Raw genomic sequence first — 16,891 nt, 5'->3', positions numbered from 1 at the left:
CATTTTGCCCGATAAACTCCCGCCAGAGGCATCAGCCTTGCGCAAAAAGCCCACCCTTTAACTGGGTGGGCTCAGGCATTATCCGGATCAAAAAATAGAAATCGCACGTCAGTGCGTCCGCAGGATCACTTCAGCTTGGACAGTTTTTCCTGCAAGTCGGCCAATTGCTGCTTGATCGCGTCCAGACTCTCGTCCTGATCCTTGGCGGATTTGCCCGCTTTGGCAGAACTCTCCGGCTCTTTCTTGGGCATGCCGGGCCATGCTGCCGGGATATTTCCGGTCATGGCTTTCATAAAGGCTTCCTGCTGGGCCTGCATCACATCAAACCCGGGCATTTTCGACATCGGGTTGATCGTGTTGATGTTCTCCAACACCCGCGACTGGCCGTCGCGCAGCATGTCAAAGGAGGCTTTCAGAAACTGCGGCACAACGCTTGCGCCCGGTGACATGTAACTGCGCACCAGATCATTGAGCACATCAACCGGCAAAACCGATTCACCACGGCTTTCGTGATCTGCAATGATCTGCAGCAAATATTGGCGCGTCAGATCGTCACCGGATTTCAAATCCATGATCTGAACTTCGCGCCCATCCCTGATAAAGCCCGAAATATCCTCAAGCGTGACGTAATCGCTTGTTTCGGTGTTATAAAGCCGCCGGCTGGCGTAGCGCTTGATAAGCAGAGGCTTGTCTGTGTCGGCCACGGTGGATCCTTCCCAAATTGCGTGCTGCATTGCAGCTTAGGGCAGCGCGTTTCAAAAAGAAAGGGCACAAAGAAAGGGCAGACTTTTGCAAGCCTGCCCTAACACTCATGAAAGTGCTCTAACCTGACGGCGAATTACTTCGCTGTGGCTTTTTTCGTAGCTTTTGTCGCGTCGTCTGTCGCTTTTTTCACGGCAGCTGTTGCTTCTTCGGACATGTTCTTGCCCGCAGCCATCATCAGCTCGACTGTGTCCATCTGGACGGATTTTGCGATCTCGGCGAATGCGGCCATGTGCTCGGCTGCAACTTCGGCAGAGGCAGATGTGAAATCTGTCATTGCTTTTGCGTAATCGGCTGGCTCGGTCTTGGCTTTCGACATTTCTGCCAGCTTGGCCAGAGTTTCTTTCTGCCATTTGCTGGAGATTTCTGCAGATTTCTCGGCAGCTGTCAGCGCAACGCCGGACAGTTTTTCATTCAATGTAGCCGTTGTTTTGAACGCATCGTTCATGGCTGTTGTATCAACTGGGAATGCGCCCATAACGTCTTTCATCATGGCGGCGATATCTGGTGTCTTTGTCATAGTCTCTTCCTCTTTCGGTTGAGAGCGGCGAGAGCCTGCTCGTTCTGGTATGACACTGATATATATGCTGCGGTGCGGCATTTCAAGTTTTTTCTGCACCGCAGCATAAGATAATTGACGTTGGGGAAAAGAACAATCAGATCAGCTATTTGCCTTTCGCGCGACATATGTTCCGGGGGCATCGCACAAGATTTCCTGACCATTCGCGCCCGGTATGCGTGCATCTACTTCGTCGCCTTGATGATTCTCCAGCCAGCTTGCCCAGGTCGGCCACCACGATCCGGCATGGAACTCGGCCGCTTCCAGCCAGTCTTTGTAATCCAGTGAAATGTCGGGGTTGGTATAGTGACCGTACTTGCCCTTGCTGGGCGGGTTCACGATCCCCGCGATATGGCCCGATTGGGTCATGATAAAGGTCTTGTCCTTGCTGCCCATTTGCTGGACCCCGCGGAAACTGTCCTTCCAAGGCGCGATGTGATCGGTTTCGCATCCGACAGCCAGCAGCGGCACGTCGATATCGCCCAGTTCAAGGTGATGGCCCAGCAGGTCAAACCCGCCATCGGCCAGCTTGTTTTGCTGGCACAAGCCGCGCAGGTATTCCATCGCCATGCGTTCCGGCAGGTTCGCCCCGTCCCCGTTCCAATAGAGCAGGTCAAAGGCCGGCGGCGTATCACCCAGCATATAGCTTCTGATCGCCGGCCCATACACCAGATCGTTCGAGCGCAAGAACGAAAAGGTCCGCGCCATGATGATGGACGGCAAGATGCCCTTATCCTTGGTTTCGGCCTCGATCCCGTCGATGAAATCATCAGTCAGGAAGGGCTGGAATTCGCCCTGATCCGAAAAATCGGTAAGCGCGGTAAAGAAGGTGGCGGATTTGACCGATTTGTCACCGCGTTGCTTGAGCAAGGACAATGTCAGCGACAGTGTGGTGCCAGCGATGCAATAGCCCACCGCGTTCACCTGATCCTGTTTCGTGATCTTTTTGACTTCCTCGATGGCCGCGATGAAGCCTTCCTCGATATAGTCGCCCATGCCGACGTCGTGATAGCTTTTGTCGGGGTTGACCCAGGACACCATGAACAAGGTATGCCCCTGATCCACGATCCACTTCACCAGGCTGTTCTGTTCCTTAAGGTCCAGAATGTAGAATTTGTTGATCCAGGGCGGAAAGATCACGATCGGTGTGGCATGCACCTTTTCGGTCGTGGGCGTGTATTGGATCAGTTCGAACATGCGGTTGCGAAACACCACCTTGCCCGGTGACGTGGCAATGTTGCGGCCCAGTTCGAACGCTTTTTCATCGGCCAGCCGGACGATCATCTCGCCGTTATTCGCCTCGAGGTCGGAAATCAGGTTTTCCAGCCCCTTGATCAGGCTTTCACCTTCGGTGGCCACCGCGCGTTCCAACGCGTCGGGATTGGTGGCCAGAAAATTGGTCGGGCTCATCATGTCGATGATCTGGCGGCTGAAATACCCCAACCGCTGTTTCTCGCGCGGTTCAAGGTCGGGCACATCGGCAACCGCCTGGCTCAGCGCCTCGGAATTGATCAGATATTGCTGTTTTACAAAATTGAAATAAGGGTGGGATTTCCACAAAGGATTGGCAAAACGCCGGTCGTCGGTCGGGGCATCGGCGGGCGCTTCCAGCTTGCCCTTGGCCAATGCCTTTTGCGCCTCGACAAAATGCGAGACGGATTTGGTCCAGAATGACACCTGATGCTCGATCAGCTTGGCGGGATTCTGTACCGCCTCGTTCCAATAGGATTGGGCGGCCTTGGCGAACAGCTCTTGATTCGGCGCGTCCAGACTGGCCTGGTGCCCCTCCCGGTTCAGCATAATCTGCGACAGCCGCGCGCCCAGAGCCTCAACTTTACTCATATTCTCGGTCATCCGGGCCAGTGCAGCAGCGTCCGGTTCAGTCGGTTCATTCGTTTTTGTTGTCATTGAACTTTTTCCTCCCTATGTTTGCACTTGCAGCATCGCGCCGTCCTGACTGGGAGGGGACCGGCGGAGTGCCCAAGCACAGGGCCAACCAAAAGGAGACCCCTCATGAAGTATATGGCATCTTACGATCTAATGGAAACAATGCGGAACACTAATCAATGGTTAGGTGCGACCGCGCAGGCTTTTGCCTCTTATCCGGCATTTTCCGCCATTCCAAACCCCGCACTTGACTGGATGGCCGCCTGGGGTGAAGTCACCGAACGCAGCTTTGCGCGGATGGTTGCGAAACCCGACTGGAACCTGCCGCCGGTTGTCGGCAAAGACGGCGCGGACCACCCCGTCGAGATCAAGAAAGAAATTCAGGGTGCCTTTGGCGACCTGCTGCATTTCGTCGTGCAAAAGCGCGAACTGCCAAAACGCAAAGTCCTGTTGGTTGCCCCGATGTCCGGCCACTATGCCACATTGTTGCGTTCGACCGTGATCAGCCTGATCCCTGATACCGACCTTTATATCACCGACTGGCACAACGCCCGCGAAATTCCTGTGAGCGCCGGCAAGTTCGACGTCGAAGATTACACGCTGCACCTTGTTGAATACATGCGCCACCTTGGCCCGGATGTTCACGTGATCGCCGTGTGCCAGCCTGCGCCCCTGACCCTTGCCGCGACCGCCTATCTGGCCGAGGAAGACCCAAGCGCACAGCCCAGTTCCCTGACCCTGATCGGCGGCCCCATCGACCCCGATGCCAGCCCCACCGAAGTCACCGATTTTGGCGACCGCGTTCACATGGGCCAGCTTCAGGAAATGTCGATCCAGCGCGTTGGCTTTAAATACCCCGGCGTCGGTCGCAAGGTATATCCCGGTCTGTTGCAGCTGAATTCGTTTATCTCGATGAACAGCGAAACCCACACCAAGGCGTTCCGCGACCAGATCATGCGCGTCGCCCAAGGCGAAGCCAGCGATCACGACAAACACAACAAGTTCTATGACGAATACCTTGCCGTCATGGATATGCCTGCCGAATTCTACCTCTCTACAGTCGAGCGGATCTTTAAAAACAACGAGATCGGCACGAATAATTTTACCGTTGCGGGCAAAAAGGTCGACATCGGCAAGATCACAACCGTTGCGGTCAAAACCGTCGAAGGCACCAAGGACGATATCTCGGCCCCCGGTCAATGTATCGCAGCACTTGGCCTGTGTACCGGTCTGCCCGACAGCAAAAAGGCCAGCCATCTTGAAGACGGTGCCGGCCACTATGGTATCTTTGCGGGCAAAAGCTGGCGCGACAACATCCGCCCGCTGGTGCTGAAATTCATTGATGCCAACCAGAACGGCGCGGCGCAGGAAAAACCTGCAAAGCCAGCCAATAATAACGCTGCCGCATAATGTTCAAAGCACCGCGCGACGTCCCGTTTTCATGCTCTTGTGGCACGGTCACCGGAACGTTGCGCGGCGCATCCCCTGCCATCGGCAATCACCTTGAATGTTTTTGCAAGGATTGCCGCGCCGCCGAGGTCTATTCGGGTCAGCCCGACACGCCCTCTGTCGCACTATTCCAAACCACGCCCGACCGGATCGTCTTTGATCGGGGGGCGGATCAGCTGGCAGTGTTTTCCTTTGGGGAAACCAATATTCTGCGCTGGCACACGAAATGCTGCGGGTCGGTGATCGGCAACACCCTGCGCAATCCCAAGATCGCGTTTTCCAGTATCCGCGTGGCGCTTTTGTCCCAGCCCGATGCCCTTGGCCGGGTCACAACCAAGGCGTTTTACAAGACGGTCAAAGGCAAGCCGCAGCATAAAGGCATGGCGCGTTTTGTCTGGGGTGTGTTCAGCCGCGTGACCGCAGCACGGGTCACAGGCCGCTGGAAAGACACGCCGTTTTTTGACCCCGAGACGCTGAAACCCGTCCAAGAGGTTCACGTCGTGCCCAAAGCCGAACGCGCCGAGATCACTGCCCGGCTTGTCTGAGCCTTTTGCGTTATTGCAAGACGTAGGGCTGGCGCATCCAGTGGATCAACGCGTCTGTCACCGCTTCGGGCTGTTCCAGCGTCGGGATATGCCCTGCCCCTTCGATCACCTGCAAAGACCCGCTGGGAATAAGTTCCGCCATAAAGCTGTGGCGCTTCACGGTGTTGATCGTATCTGACGCGCCGCACATCACGAGGGTCGGACAGCGCAGCTTGCGCAGCACCGCTTGCTGATCGCGGCAACGTTGCAGGGCGCGGGCCTGTTTCAAATATACTTCGACGCCCAGCGTGTCGGCCATGTCGAGCAAGATATCCATCACCGCCGCGCGGCTTGGTCCTTGGGCCAGAGCGGTCAGCGGGACTTCTTCGCGCATCACATCGGCCAGACGCCCCGACTTGGCCTTGACGATCAGCAACTCGCGCATGGCCGATCCTTGCGGTGTCCCCGCCAAGGGGCTGGTATCCATCAGGGCAAGCCGCGTGACGCGGTCGGGTGCACGGCGCACGATTTCCAACGCCACCATGCCGCCCAGCCCCAACCCGGCCAGCGCAAATTTCTGCGGCAGAAGATCCAGCAAACCGGATGCGATTTCATCGATCCTTTCGCCTTGGGTAATCGGGGCCACCGTCACAGCCAGCGTCGCCGACAATTCGGCAATCTGAGGCCAGAACACCCGCGCGTCGCACATCAGTCCGGGCAAAAGCACAAGCGGTTCAGCCATAAATTGCCCTGTCTTTCATCGTGTTGATTGCGAAATACATGTCACTGCCCTGCCGATTTGCTGCCCACATCAACATGGATAGGCAATGCCATGCAAGGGCGGAAAGTCACGGTACCGCTGCTGCCGCTGTTCGACCGGTTCCGACGGGGCCTGCCCTGCCCGCAGCAACATCCCCTTTGGCGCGATATAGCTGGAGATCATGCGCAAGGGTACCGGCCGCCACACCAGATTGAACGCCGCCAGCTTGGGAAAGAACCACATCTCGGAATAGGGCAGATGATCATGCACCCACCACGCCAGATCGCGCCAGTCACGCCCCTGATCATATTTATCGGCAAACCACGGGATCACGACAGACGCCCCCGCAATGGCCGCATCGCCGCTGTTACGGTCCCAGATGTGGCATTCAATCGGGTTGTCGCTGGCGGCACAGTTCAGCTTGTTGGCGTTGCCATAGTCATTCAGCGCCCGCGACCGATAACCGGACCGCACCGCGATCCGGCCAAATGTTTCTTCAAGCGGGTCCAGCAAGGCGGTGCAAAACGCCCGCCCGTTTTCAATCGCCAGATCGGGATTATCGGGGATGTTGGGGATGCCATGAAAGCCGCTGATCTCGGAATACAGGAAATCGCGCATGTAAAAGTGTTTCGACAGACGCACCCGCCCGACCGTCTCGAGGCTCCACATGCTGGCGGGTTTACGCATCCACAGCCTTGTCCAACACCTCTTGGACCGCGGCCTGCATCAGCCCCAGACAGCGATCGTCGGAAAAGCGGTGATCGGCGTCCTTGACCAGTTGCAACTGCATGTCCGGCCCTGTGGCATGTTCCAGCAACCGCACCGCCGTTGCGACACTTACCGCCGTATCGGCCGTGCCCTGCAAGAACCGCACCGTAAACGGCAGATGCAACGGCGAGCGTAACACCAGCTGCTTGCGCCCGTCCTCGATCATCCGCTTTGTGATGATGTAGGGCTCCATATAATCCGACGGCAGCTCGACGTGGCCCACTGTGTCCAACTGCTGCTTTTGCGCGTCGGTAAAGCTGGCCCAATATCCGTCTTCGGTAAAATCGGGTGCCGCCGCGATGGTGACCAGCCCGGCGATCCGTTCAGGCATCGCGCGGCACAGCAACAACGATTGCCAGCCGCCCATGGACGACCCGACAGGCACGATCCTGCCCGTGGTCAACGCGCTCACTGCGGCCAGCGTATCCTGGGCCCAATCGCCAATGCAGCCGTCGGTGAAATCACCCGAGGAGTCACCATGCCCCGAATAATCAAACCGCAAAAACGCGCGGCCCTCGCGGCGGGCCCAGTCCTCAAGGAACACCGCCTTGGTGCCTTGCATGTCGGATTTCAGACCGCCCAGGAAAACAACGCAAGGCCCCTGACCGGCCGTCAGATGATAGGCCAGCTTGCGCCCTTGCGGGGTCTCGAGGGTCTGCGCCATGTTCATCCGCCCAGATAAGGGCCCTTGGCGGGGCGGTAGAAAATCTTTTGATTGTGCAGACGTCCCAGCAGATCGTCGATCTTGCGCAGCGACTCCACCGTTTCATCGGCGGGCAACATCTCTTGGGTGCCGTTATAGACATCCGCCGACAGGTCGCGCTTGGTCACGTGCAGGGCTGCCTCGATCAGGTCGATATCGCTGATCGTCAGCTCGAAACTGCGGTTATGTTTGGACATTTCGCCATCCTTTTGAATGCATGTTCCACCCGCCAAGTCATAGAACCTGTCGCGCCAAGGTTCAATCAGCAGCTTCGACCTCGCGCAGACCAATTGCCGCAGCCGCTGCGCCAATCGCCATAAGTGCGAATAAAACCAGCGTTGCCGTCGGCCCGATCAGCGCAACACCGCCGCCAGCGACCCCCGCAACCAGCAACAGCACGCCGATCACCGTATTTGACACGGCGGCATAGGCCGACCGCTGGTTTTCCGGCGACATGTCCACCAGATAGGTCGACCGGCCCTGCCGCACACCGTGATAGGCGATCATCAGGATGAACAGCACCAGCGGCATCGCCCAGATTTGCATGGCCAGCCCCAGCATGCTTAGCGCCACAGCGCCCAGCATCGCCACGGCCCCCACACATCCCGTCAGCATCAACACCTTGCGGCTGGACCGGTCCGACAACCGCCCCCAGATATAAGAGCTTAGGAAAGACGCCAGGGCAGATGCCAGAACCAATGCGCCCAACTGGCCAAGGGCGGACTGGTCCTCGCCCCCAGCAAGTACGACGAAATACGGCGGGGCCAATGCGGTTGACGCCAGCAACCCGCGCACAAGGATAAAGCGGCGCAGGTTCGCATCCTTTTTCAATATGCCGAAATCCGCGCCTTCGCCCTTGGACGGGTCGCTTTTCATTTCCTTCAATGTGGAAAACAACAGCGCCGCAGCGCCCCACAGACCGGCGGCCAATGCGATTGCGGCGATGACGATGCGGCGGTCCTCGAACAGGCCCGACATCAGCAGCACCGCAAGGATCACCACCCCCACCGCAGATACCGACCCTGCCAACCCCGTAATCGCGCCGCGCCGCGACTGACCGACGGTCTTGCCCAGAATATCCTTGTAGGACACCGAACACGCCGCCCGCGACAAAGCCAGCCCACCAAGGGCCGCGCAAATGGCATACCCCGCCGCGGCCCCGTCCAACGTCAATGCGGTCAACACGATCAGCGCGGCAAATATCCCCTGCCCCGCACTGCCCAACACCCACACCCACTTGCGCCGCGGCATCGATTGCACCCAGGACGCCATGAACATCTGCGGCAGCAACGCGCCACTTTCACGGATCGGCACCAAGACCCCGGCAAACACCGCCGGTGCGCCCAGCGACGTCAAAAGCCAAGACAACATCAGCTTGGGGTCAATCAACCCGTCCGCGATCTTGGTCATCGACAGGCTGGCAACATGGCGCAACGCATTTGGCGCTTCGGCCTTTTGCGCCCCTTGTGACAGATCGTCCGCCTCACCCTCAGCCCCCGAGAGTTTCTCGAACGCCGCGCTTGCCAATCCGTCCTGCATTCTGTCGCTTCCCGTCATATTATCTGTCGCGTCAATATCTTGACCCAACGCGCAAGCCTGCCAAGAAGTTTCCAAAGCCGCCCCAAGTTATTGACAACCCTGCCCCGCGCGGCCATCTAGCGGGGGCATATAACCCGCAACCGGGCGTCTCGTAGGCGCCAAACCGACGAGGAGGCCCAAATGGCCCAGATCACTCTCACCCTTCCCGATGGCAATGCACGACAGTACGACGCAGGTATCACTGCAGGCGACGTCGCCAATGACATCTCCAAATCCCTTGGCAAAAAGGCGATCAGTGCCACCGTGAACGGTGCGCATTTCGATCTGGCCTGGCCGATTGACGCAGATGCAGACATCGCGATCCACACCATGGCCGACGAAGATCAGGCCAACGAACTGGTGCGCCACGACCTTGCCCACATCATGGCCCGCGCCGTTCAGGAAATCTGGCCCGACACACGCGTCACCATCGGTCCGGTGATCAAGGACGGCTGGTATTATGACTTTGACCGCGCCGACCCTTTTACCCCCGAAGACCTTGGCGTGATCGAAAAGAAGATGAAAGAAATCATCAACGCCCGCGATCCCGTACGCACCGAAGTCTGGGACCGCCCGCGCGCGATCAAGCACTACGAAGATCTGGGCGAACCCTATAAGGTCGAACTGATCGAAAGCATTCCGGGTGATGAGCCGCTGCGCATGTATTGGCACGGCGACTGGCAAGACCTGTGCCGTGGCCCGCACCTGCAACACACCGGCCAGGTGCCCGGTGACAGTTTTAAACTGATGTCCATCGCTGGCGCTTACTGGCGCGGTGACAGCGACCGCGCGATGTTGCAACGCATCTACGGCGTGGCCTTTACCGGCAAGGAAAAGCTGCGCGCGCATCTGAATATGCTCGAAGAGGCCGCCAAACGCGACCACCGCAAACTGGGCCGCGAGATGGACCTGTTCCACATGCAAGAAGAAGCCCCCGGTCAGGTGTTCTGGCACCCCAACGGCTGGCTGATCTACACCCAGCTTCAGGATTACATGCGCCGCAAACAGCGCGCCGGCGGCTATGTCGAGGTGAACACACCCCAAGTCGTCGACCGCAAACTGTGGGAAAAATCCGGCCATTGGGACAAGTATCAAGAGCATATGTTCATCGTTGAAGTCGACGAAGAACACGCCCGCGAGAAAACCGTGAACGCGCTGAAACCGATGAACTGCCCCTGCCACGTGCAGATCTTTAACCAGGGCATGAAATCCTATCGCGACCTGCCGTTGCGCATGGCCGAATTCGGTTCGTGCAACCGCTATGAACCCTCGGGCGCGCTGCACGGTATCATGCGCGTGCGCGGCTTTACCCAGGACGATGGCCACATCTTCTGCCGCGAGGACCAGATCGAGGAAGAAACCCTGATCTACATCGAATTCCTGTCCGCGATCTACAAAGACCTCGGATTTGAAAACTTTAAGGTCAAGTTCTCGGACCGCCCCGACACCCGTGCCGGATCGGACGAAGTCTGGGACAAAGCCGAAGCGGCCCTGCTGTCTGCGACCCGCAAAGCGGGGATCGAACCTGAAATCAACCCCGGCGAAGGTGCGTTTTACGGCCCCAAGCTGGAATTCGTGCTGACCGACGCGATTGGCCGTGACTGGCAATGTGGCACCCATCAGGTGGATTTCGTGCTGCCCGAACGGCTGGACGCGACCTTTGTCGGGTCCGACGGCGCGAAACACCGCCCCGTCATGCTGCACCGCGCGACCTTGGGATCGTTTGAACGTTTCATCGGCATCCTGATCGAAGAACACGCAGGCAAGCTGCCGTTCTGGCTGGCCCCGCGTCAGGTCGTTGTGGCCTCCATCACCTCAGAGGCGGATGATTACGTGCGCGAGGTCATCGAGACCCTGACCGCCGCAGGTGTCCGCGCCGAAGCTGACATTCGCAACGAAAAGATCAACTACAAGGTCCGCGAACATTCGGTTGGCAAGGTGCCGGTCATCTTGGCCGTCGGTGCCCGCGAGGTCGAAGAAAAAACCGTATCCGTGCGGCGTCTTGGCGAAAAACAGACCTCGGTTCAGTCGCTTGCCGACGTCGCAGCAGCACTTGGTATCGAGGCGACCCCGCCCGATCTGCGTTAAATTCTACTGTAACAAACCCGTCCGGGCGGACATATGTGCCGCCCGGATGTGACGGATTGTTTCAAGAAAAATGCCGTTTTCAGCATTTTTCCGCCAAATATTACAGAAAACCACCAGATTTCCTGACGTTCATGTGAGACACTTCGACGTGAGTAGCTTTGTCGCACCAACACGGCTTTAAATGAGTTACGAAGACAGAACATCCAATCAGGAGGAACACCGAAATGTCCAACACGATGAAAACTTTCGCCGTCGCCGGTGCCGTTGCCGCAGCTTTGGCCGCCCACAGCACCCCCGCCGATGCCGCCGCCAAAGAAAAATGCTACGGCGTTGCACTTGCGGGTGCAAATGACTGCGCAGCAGGTCCGGGCACAACATGCGCAGGCTCCTCTGTGACCGATTTCCAAGGCAACTCCTGGACGCTGGTTGACGCAGGCACATGCGAATCCATGGAACTGCCGGAAATGGCAGACGGCACAGCGCGCAAAGGCTCGCTCGAGCCACTTGACCGCGACTTGCCAGCCTAAACCGATCCGGCGCAGGCAGTGTTTACCGCTGCCTGCGCCCCTTTGATATCCAGCCAAGGGAGCGCGCGTCATGCTCGACAGTCAACGCCGCTTTGACCGACTGCCCGCCGCCCCGGGCGTTGGCTATAAGCCCCAGCATTTCAGCGACTTGCAGCGCGACCCCGATCCCGTCGAATGGATCGAAATCCATGCCGAAAACTACATGGGCGATGGCGGGCGTCCCCTTGCCCAACTGCGCGCATTGACCGACAGGTTTGCCCTGTCCGTGCATGGTGTCGGCCTGAGCATCGGCGGCGAAACCCCGCTGGACCGCGACCACCTGAACCGGCTGAAAACGCTGTGCGACCGGGCGCAACCGGCCAGCTTTTCCGAACATCTTGCCTGGTCGACCCACGGGGCCGAATTTCTGAACGATCTGTTGCCGCTTCCCTATACCGGTGCCACCCTGACCCGCGTTGCCAGCCATATTGCCCAGGTCCAGGATATGTTGGGCCGGCAGATGCTGCTCGAAAACCCATCCAGCTATCTGGCCTTTGCTGAATCCACCCTGTCCGAGACCGAATTTCTGGCCGAACTGGTGCGCAAAACCGGCTGCGGGCTGCTGTTGGACGTCAATAACGTCTTTATCTCGGCCACGAACCTTGGCCTGTCGGCACAAAGCTATATCGACGCCTATCCGCTGGCCCATGTGGGCGAAATCCACGTTGGCGGCCATGACGAAGACACCGATGATGCCGATGCGCCGCTGTTGATCGACAGCCATGGCAAACCCGTGGTCGATCCGGTCTGGGCGCTGCTTGAGTATACCCTTGCACGGACCGGCCCCAAGCCGGTTCTGGTCGAATGGGATAACGACGTGCCTGACTGGCCCGTTTTGCAAGCCGAAGCACAGCGCGCAGCCCTTGCGTTGGCCGCATGACAGACCAATCCGCCTTTCGCCAAGGGTTGCTTGACCCGTCTGCCCCCGTGCCACAAGGGCTGGAGGGCGCGCATCATACCCCTGCCGGAAAACGCTATGACGTTTACCGCAATAATGTCACCCATTCGCTGATTGCCGCGTTGCAAACCGCCTTTCCCTTGGTGCGCAAAATTCTGGGCGGGCAAAGTTTTGACAGCCTTGCCCCGGTATTTGTCCGCGCGCACCCGCCGACATCACCCTTGATGATGCACTATGGCGGCGAATTCCCAAGATTTCTTGAACACCTGCCACAAGTCGCGAAACTCGGCTATCTTGCGGATAGCGCTCGGCTCGATCTTGCGATGCGCTCTTCCTATCATGCGGCGGATGCACCGGCCTTTGATCTTGTAGGCTTTCAGCAGCTGTCGCCCGACGCGATCATGCAACATAGATTTACGCTTGCGCCCGCCACGCGGATCATCAGATCGGCTTGGCCGCTCTATGACATCTGGCGTTTCAACATGGTCGAGGGTGCCGAAAAGCCCGTGATGCAGGCCCAAGACGTCCTGATCACCCGGCCCGATTTCGACCCCGAACCCCGCTTGCTGCCCTCCGGTGGGGCCAATTGGTTGGCGCATCTGGAACAAGGCAAAACCCTCGGCGATGCCGTTGACGCCACCGCCGCTGAAATCCCCGCATTCGATCTGGCCGCCGCACTGACAGTGGCCCTATCCAGCAATGCCTTTTGCGCAAAGGAAACCATCTGATATGCACAGGGTGTTTGATATGTACGACGCCATCGTTATCCGTCTGATGCGCCAGAACTGGATGCTGCCCACCTTTGCTCGCCTGGTGTTTGCGGCCGTTTTGATGGTGTATTTCCTGAACTCCGGACTGACGAAACTGGGCAACGGATTTGGCGGAATACTGAACCCCTCCGCAGGTGCCTATATCCAGATCTGGCCCAAAGCGTTTGAAGCGGTGGGCTATGACAGCTCGGCGCTCAGCAGCTTTCACCATGCGGTCGTCATCGCCGGAACCATGGCCGAATTCTTGCTGCCCGCCCTGATTGTATTGGGGTTGTTCACGCGGCTGGCGGCGATTGGCATGATCGGGTTTGTGTTCTTGCAGTCGGCCACCGATATCTACGGTCATGGACAGCTTGATGCCCTTGGCCGTTGGTTCGACCATATCCCGGACGGTACCATTCTGGACCAGCGCGCGTTGTGGCTGCTGTTGTTGTCCGTTCTGTTTGTCAAAGGCGCAGGGCCGCTGTCGCTGGACAAGGTATTGGTCGCGCGCCGGACCTAAACGCCAAGTGCGTCCTGCACGGGTTTGGCCCAGCCCAGATGCAGTTCTTCCCCTGTCGCGATCAGGGGGCGCTTCATCAAGGCGGGATGCTGCGCCAGCAAGGTCAGCGGTTCTTGCCCGCGGGCATCATCATCCAGCCCCCGCCAGGTGGTCGAGCGTGTGTTGACCAACGCCATGCCGAATTGCGCAAAGGCGCGTTGCATCACATCATCCGGAACGCCGTCCACGCGCACATCGACAAGCTGCGCATCGGGAAGGGATTTCATCGCCTTGCGGCAGGTATCGCAGTTCTTGAGCCCGTAAATGATCATCGTCACATCTCGTCCTTAAGATTTCGCCCCGACGGCGCGGTTTTGCAAAGGATTGCCTGTTTTTTCCGGCCAGCCGGACAAGGGCGGCCAGATGGCCCACACCTGGACCCATTTCAGCAAAAAGCCCGATGCGCAAACACCGGGCTATTCAAATGCCTGTGGGCTGCCGCGTTTAGCTACAGCCTTTTTCACCCGGAATGCAGGAATACGTCACAGGGCGCGGCTTGTGGTAATGCGCTTTGCGGACCTTCTTGACCGGATGCGCTTTGACCTGCTGATAGGTCATGGTCTGGTTTGGCGTACCGCAGCAGATCACACCTTGAATCGTAATGGGCTGAAGGCCGGCCGGGCAGTAGTTTGCACTGGTGGGGTATGGGTACACTTTGGCTTCGGCAGAAACCTGAGCAGGCAGGACAATCGCCCCCATCATGCTAAGGCCGGCGATCATTGCTGTTGGTAAACGCATCATATCCCTCGTCTATTTTCCGCTTTTGTTCAGCTTTGCCCACTGGGGGCCATCAAGTCTAGCCCTTTTGCAACAAAAGCGGGCCAAATCTAGGGAAATAGCCGGGAGGGAAGATAGGCCGGACCGTGAAACCGGATGCGCCCGCCCAGCTTGCGGCCCTGTTTCAACCTGTAGTCGGGATAGCGGTTCAGGAACCGCGCCAGCGCGATGCGCCCCTCCATCCGCGCGAGGGTCAAGCCGACGCAGACATGCGGCCCACCGGCAAAGGCAAGGTGGCGGTTGGGGTGACGGGTGATGTCGAACCGCGTGGGGTCATCAAACACCGCAGGGTCGCGATTGGCGGCACCGATGCACAGATGCAGGTTGGTGCCCGCGGGGATGGCGTGACCGCCAAGGGTGACGGGGGCGGTCGTCTCGCGATTGCCGAACTGGTTGGGGGAGCGGAAGCGCAGCACTTCCTCGACCGCCGTGTTGATCAGCGACGGATCAGCCAACAGTCTGGCGCGTTGATCGGGGTGATCGTACAGCAGGGCAAGGCCCGATCCGATCAGGTTCGTCGTGGTTTCATGGCCCGCATTGAGGATGAAAATGCAGTTCTGGATCAGCTCGATTTCCGACAGCGTCCCGCCATCGTCGCCATTGATCAGACGGGTCAGCACGTCGGTTTCGGGATCACCGGGGGATGCTTTGCGCCGCGCGATCAGGTCTTGCAGGTAGGCTTTGAAATCGCGCACCGCCTGATGGCCGCGTTCCAGTTGCGCGCCCGTCAGCGTGGGCTCCAATGCGCCGAGAATGGCGAGGGACCAGTCGCGCAGGGGGCCGCGCTCGGACAGCGGCACGTCAAGCAGGTTGCCGATGATCTGGATCGGGATGGTCGCGGCGAAGTCTTCGACCAGATCGGCGTCGCGCGGCATCGCGTCTAGCAGTTGGTCGACGATGGCGATCAGGCCCGGTTCCATTCGCGCCAGCGCCTTGGGCGTCAGGGCGGCGGTCATGATGCGGCGCACGCGGGTGTGCAGGGGCGGATCGTTGAACACGAGGCTGGTGGTGTGGTGTTCGAACAGCGGCGAGCCGACCCCGAATTTCGGCGCAAACGCCGCGCGTTTATCCGAGATATAGGTGGTGGTGTCACGGTAGATCACGCTCAGATCGGCATGGCCGGAGATCAGAAACGACCCGTCGGGCTGCGGACACACAGGCGCGTCAGCGAGCAGCTGGTCGTAATGGGGAAAGGGGTTGTCGGTGAACCCGTCGGGGGGATTGGAGAGATCAAACATGGGAGGAGTTTGAGCGGATTTTAGGGTAAGTCAATGCGGTGTCGCGGGGGTGTCCGTGGGTGTTGTTAAGGTGTTAGTATTGTTGGTTTGTTTTTGGTTAAGGGGGCGTAGGGTGGGATTTATCCCACGTTGCGGTCAGGTGGGGAAAATCCCCACCCTACGGTTGATGGAAATCCAACGAACCCTTGCTGTCAAAGCGGGTGTTTTGCATCAGCGATAGGCCAAGCGGCGAAGCGCTCCTTCATAAACGCCGATCAAAACTCTCATATCGTCCATACCGTTAAAGAATGATTGTGAGTCAACGCCGTTTTCTGGTGTTAGGCCTAATTCATTTCGAAGGTAGCCAATTCGGCCTTTTCCAACTTGTTTAGACCAACCTGGGAAGCCAAAGGAGCAAACCCTTCGTACTTCCTTCGTAAACTTTTTCTTTTGGAAGAAGCCTCCTGGCCTAACTTCAACATCCTCCCACCGCATAATATCTATCGAGTTATTCTTAGGGTTCTCCATAAATACATGATATTTTTTTAAAATTTTTTCCAATTCTCTATAGGTTACAAAATATTGCTGCCTGTCTATTTTGTGCGTGTTTGTTCTTAAGTACCATGCAATGAACTTCACCTCAGGGTCAGCATCATCCTTCTGCAATTCTTTGAAGCGGCGGTATTTCTTCAAGCCGCGCTCTGCTACCAAAACTGCAAGGTCCTCTAATTCTTTCGGAGAAACAGAAAGAATGAACCCATTAATATAAAGATAGTGGACTGTACTAAGATAAGCAGTTCTCTTATTCGCATCATGAAAGGGATGGTTCATTATCAGCCCAAAAAAAAGCGTGGCAGCCTTTTCGTGGATTGTATTCCATTTCGAAATACCACCAAAAGATACATATGGTCGGCAAAGCGCTGATATTAGCATGGCGGAGTCTTTTGGGCCGATTCCTCCGATCCCCTCCCCCTCGTCCTCTTTGAGAAAGTAATCTACGACTGAAAAATGTGCTCTCAGGCTTTGTTGCACAAATCGGGTGAA

At 57.8% G+C, this 16,891-nt stretch carries 19 protein-coding genes; 7 read left to right on the top strand and 12 right to left on the bottom strand.

Translation table 11 applies throughout. The annotated features are described in order from the left end of the window. Positions 1 to 125 precede the first annotated feature (125 nt). The 3 genes from phaR to ACSQ13_RS03065 form a co-directional block, all read right to left on the bottom strand. Entirely contained in the window at positions 126 to 704 is a 579-nt protein-coding gene (phaR, locus tag ACSQ13_RS03075; protein ID WP_176248486.1) for a polyhydroxyalkanoate synthesis repressor PhaR, read from the bottom strand. Between the two features lie 134 nt (positions 705 to 838). Continuing rightward, a complete protein-coding gene (locus ACSQ13_RS03070; protein WP_176248487.1) occupies positions 839 to 1,282 on the bottom strand; it encodes a phasin, PhaP in 444 nt (147 codons plus the stop codon). A gap of 141 nt (positions 1,283 to 1,423) precedes the next feature. Beyond that, positions 1,424 to 3,229 carry a PHA/PHB synthase family protein gene (locus tag ACSQ13_RS03065; protein ID WP_176248488.1) on the bottom strand — a complete coding sequence of 602 codons (1,806 nt, stop codon included), beginning with the start codon at positions 3,227 to 3,229 and terminating at the stop codon, positions 1,424 to 1,426. Positions 3,230 to 3,334: 105 nt separating this feature from the next. On the opposite strand from ACSQ13_RS03065, the gene phaZ reads away from it, so the two are divergent. After that, positions 3,335 to 4,618 carry a polyhydroxyalkanoate depolymerase gene (gene phaZ / locus ACSQ13_RS03060; RefSeq protein WP_176248489.1) on the top strand — a complete coding sequence of 428 codons (1,284 nt, stop codon included), beginning with the start codon at positions 3,335 to 3,337 and terminating at the stop codon, positions 4,616 to 4,618. Then, a complete protein-coding gene (locus tag ACSQ13_RS03055) occupies positions 4,618 to 5,202 on the top strand; it encodes a DUF6151 family protein (RefSeq protein ID WP_176248490.1) in 585 nt (194 codons plus the stop codon). Before phaZ ends, ACSQ13_RS03055 begins: the two co-directional genes overlap by 1 nt. Positions 5,203 to 5,212: 10 nt before the next feature. Here ACSQ13_RS03055 and ACSQ13_RS03050 read toward each other — a convergent pair whose 3' ends face one another. From ACSQ13_RS03050 to ACSQ13_RS03030, 5 genes are all read right to left on the bottom strand, one after another. Beyond that, a complete protein-coding gene (locus tag ACSQ13_RS03050) occupies positions 5,213 to 5,923 on the bottom strand; it encodes an alpha/beta fold hydrolase (protein ID WP_176248491.1) in 711 nt (236 codons plus the stop codon). A gap of 69 nt (positions 5,924 to 5,992) precedes the next feature. Further along, entirely contained in the window at positions 5,993 to 6,610 is a 618-nt protein-coding gene (locus tag ACSQ13_RS03045; protein ID WP_295509674.1) for a hypothetical protein, read from the bottom strand. 10 nt (positions 6,611 to 6,620) lie between these two features. Continuing rightward, on the bottom strand, positions 6,621 to 7,373 hold the full coding sequence (locus ACSQ13_RS03040) for an alpha/beta hydrolase (RefSeq protein WP_295509592.1): 753 nt from the start codon (positions 7,371 to 7,373) through the stop codon (positions 6,621 to 6,623). 2 nt (positions 7,374 to 7,375) lie between these two features. Beyond that, positions 7,376 to 7,609, bottom strand: a complete 234-nt coding sequence (locus ACSQ13_RS03035; protein ID WP_176248493.1) for a hypothetical protein — start codon at positions 7,607 to 7,609, stop codon at positions 7,376 to 7,378. 61 nt (positions 7,610 to 7,670) lie between these two features. Further along, on the bottom strand, positions 7,671 to 8,951 hold the full coding sequence (locus tag ACSQ13_RS03030) for an MFS transporter (protein ID WP_295509590.1): 1,281 nt from the start codon (positions 8,949 to 8,951) through the stop codon (positions 7,671 to 7,673). Positions 8,952 to 9,131: 180 nt separating this feature from the next. Here ACSQ13_RS03030 and thrS point away from each other — a divergent pair, with 180 nt between their 5' ends. The 5 genes from thrS (at position 9,132) to ACSQ13_RS03005 (ending at position 13,814) form a co-directional block, all read left to right on the top strand. Next, complete coding sequence (gene thrS, locus ACSQ13_RS03025) at positions 9,132 to 11,078, top strand: threonine--tRNA ligase (protein WP_295509588.1); 1,947 nt, start codon at positions 9,132 to 9,134, stop codon at positions 11,076 to 11,078. Positions 11,079 to 11,302: 224 nt separating this feature from the next. Further along, the gene (locus ACSQ13_RS03020) at positions 11,303 to 11,605 is read left to right on the top strand and encodes a BufA1 family periplasmic bufferin-type metallophore (RefSeq protein WP_176248496.1); all 303 of its coding nucleotides are present in this window, start codon (positions 11,303 to 11,305) and stop codon (positions 11,603 to 11,605) included. A 70-nt stretch (positions 11,606 to 11,675) separates the two neighbouring features. After that, positions 11,676 to 12,524 (top strand): MNIO family bufferin maturase, encoded by an 849-nt coding sequence (gene bufB, locus ACSQ13_RS03015; RefSeq protein WP_295509582.1) that lies wholly within the window; start codon positions 11,676 to 11,678, stop codon positions 12,522 to 12,524. Beyond that, the gene (locus ACSQ13_RS03010) at positions 12,521 to 13,270 is read left to right on the top strand and encodes an HvfC/BufC N-terminal domain-containing protein (RefSeq protein ID WP_295509579.1); all 750 of its coding nucleotides are present in this window, start codon (positions 12,521 to 12,523) and stop codon (positions 13,268 to 13,270) included. Before bufB ends, ACSQ13_RS03010 begins: the two co-directional genes overlap by 4 nt. Before the next feature lie 19 nt (positions 13,271 to 13,289). Continuing rightward, positions 13,290 to 13,814, top strand: a complete 525-nt coding sequence (locus ACSQ13_RS03005; protein ID WP_255200077.1) for a DoxX family protein — start codon at positions 13,290 to 13,292, stop codon at positions 13,812 to 13,814. Here the strand turns inward: ACSQ13_RS03005 and ACSQ13_RS03000 are convergent. The 4 genes from ACSQ13_RS03000 to ACSQ13_RS02985 all read right to left on the bottom strand — a co-directional run bounded on the left by ACSQ13_RS03000 (position 13,811) and on the right by ACSQ13_RS02985 (position 16,879). Next, the gene (locus ACSQ13_RS03000) at positions 13,811 to 14,125 is read right to left on the bottom strand and encodes an ArsC/Spx/MgsR family protein (RefSeq protein ID WP_176248636.1); all 315 of its coding nucleotides are present in this window, start codon (positions 14,123 to 14,125) and stop codon (positions 13,811 to 13,813) included. The genes ACSQ13_RS03005 and ACSQ13_RS03000 overlap by 4 nt on opposite strands. Before the next feature lie 172 nt (positions 14,126 to 14,297). Next, positions 14,298 to 14,594 (bottom strand): hypothetical protein, encoded by a 297-nt coding sequence (locus ACSQ13_RS02995; RefSeq protein ID WP_255200078.1) that lies wholly within the window; start codon positions 14,592 to 14,594, stop codon positions 14,298 to 14,300. A gap of 86 nt (positions 14,595 to 14,680) precedes the next feature. After that, positions 14,681 to 15,868, bottom strand: a complete 1,188-nt coding sequence (locus ACSQ13_RS02990) for a cytochrome P450 (protein ID WP_295509575.1) — start codon at positions 15,866 to 15,868, stop codon at positions 14,681 to 14,683. A gap of 210 nt (positions 15,869 to 16,078) precedes the next feature. Next, positions 16,079 to 16,879 carry a type II toxin-antitoxin system death-on-curing family toxin gene (locus ACSQ13_RS02985; protein WP_367268339.1) on the bottom strand — a complete coding sequence of 267 codons (801 nt, stop codon included), beginning with the start codon at positions 16,877 to 16,879 and terminating at the stop codon, positions 16,079 to 16,081. Between the last annotated feature and the right edge of the window lie 12 nt (positions 16,880 to 16,891).

This window comes from Sulfitobacter sp. SH22, from assembly GCF_965641905.1.
In the GTDB taxonomy this organism is placed as follows: Bacteria; Pseudomonadota; Alphaproteobacteria; order Rhodobacterales; family Rhodobacteraceae; genus Sulfitobacter.
The sequence above is the reverse complement of the archived record's forward strand: the minus strand, read 5'-3'. Positions and strand labels throughout refer to the sequence as shown.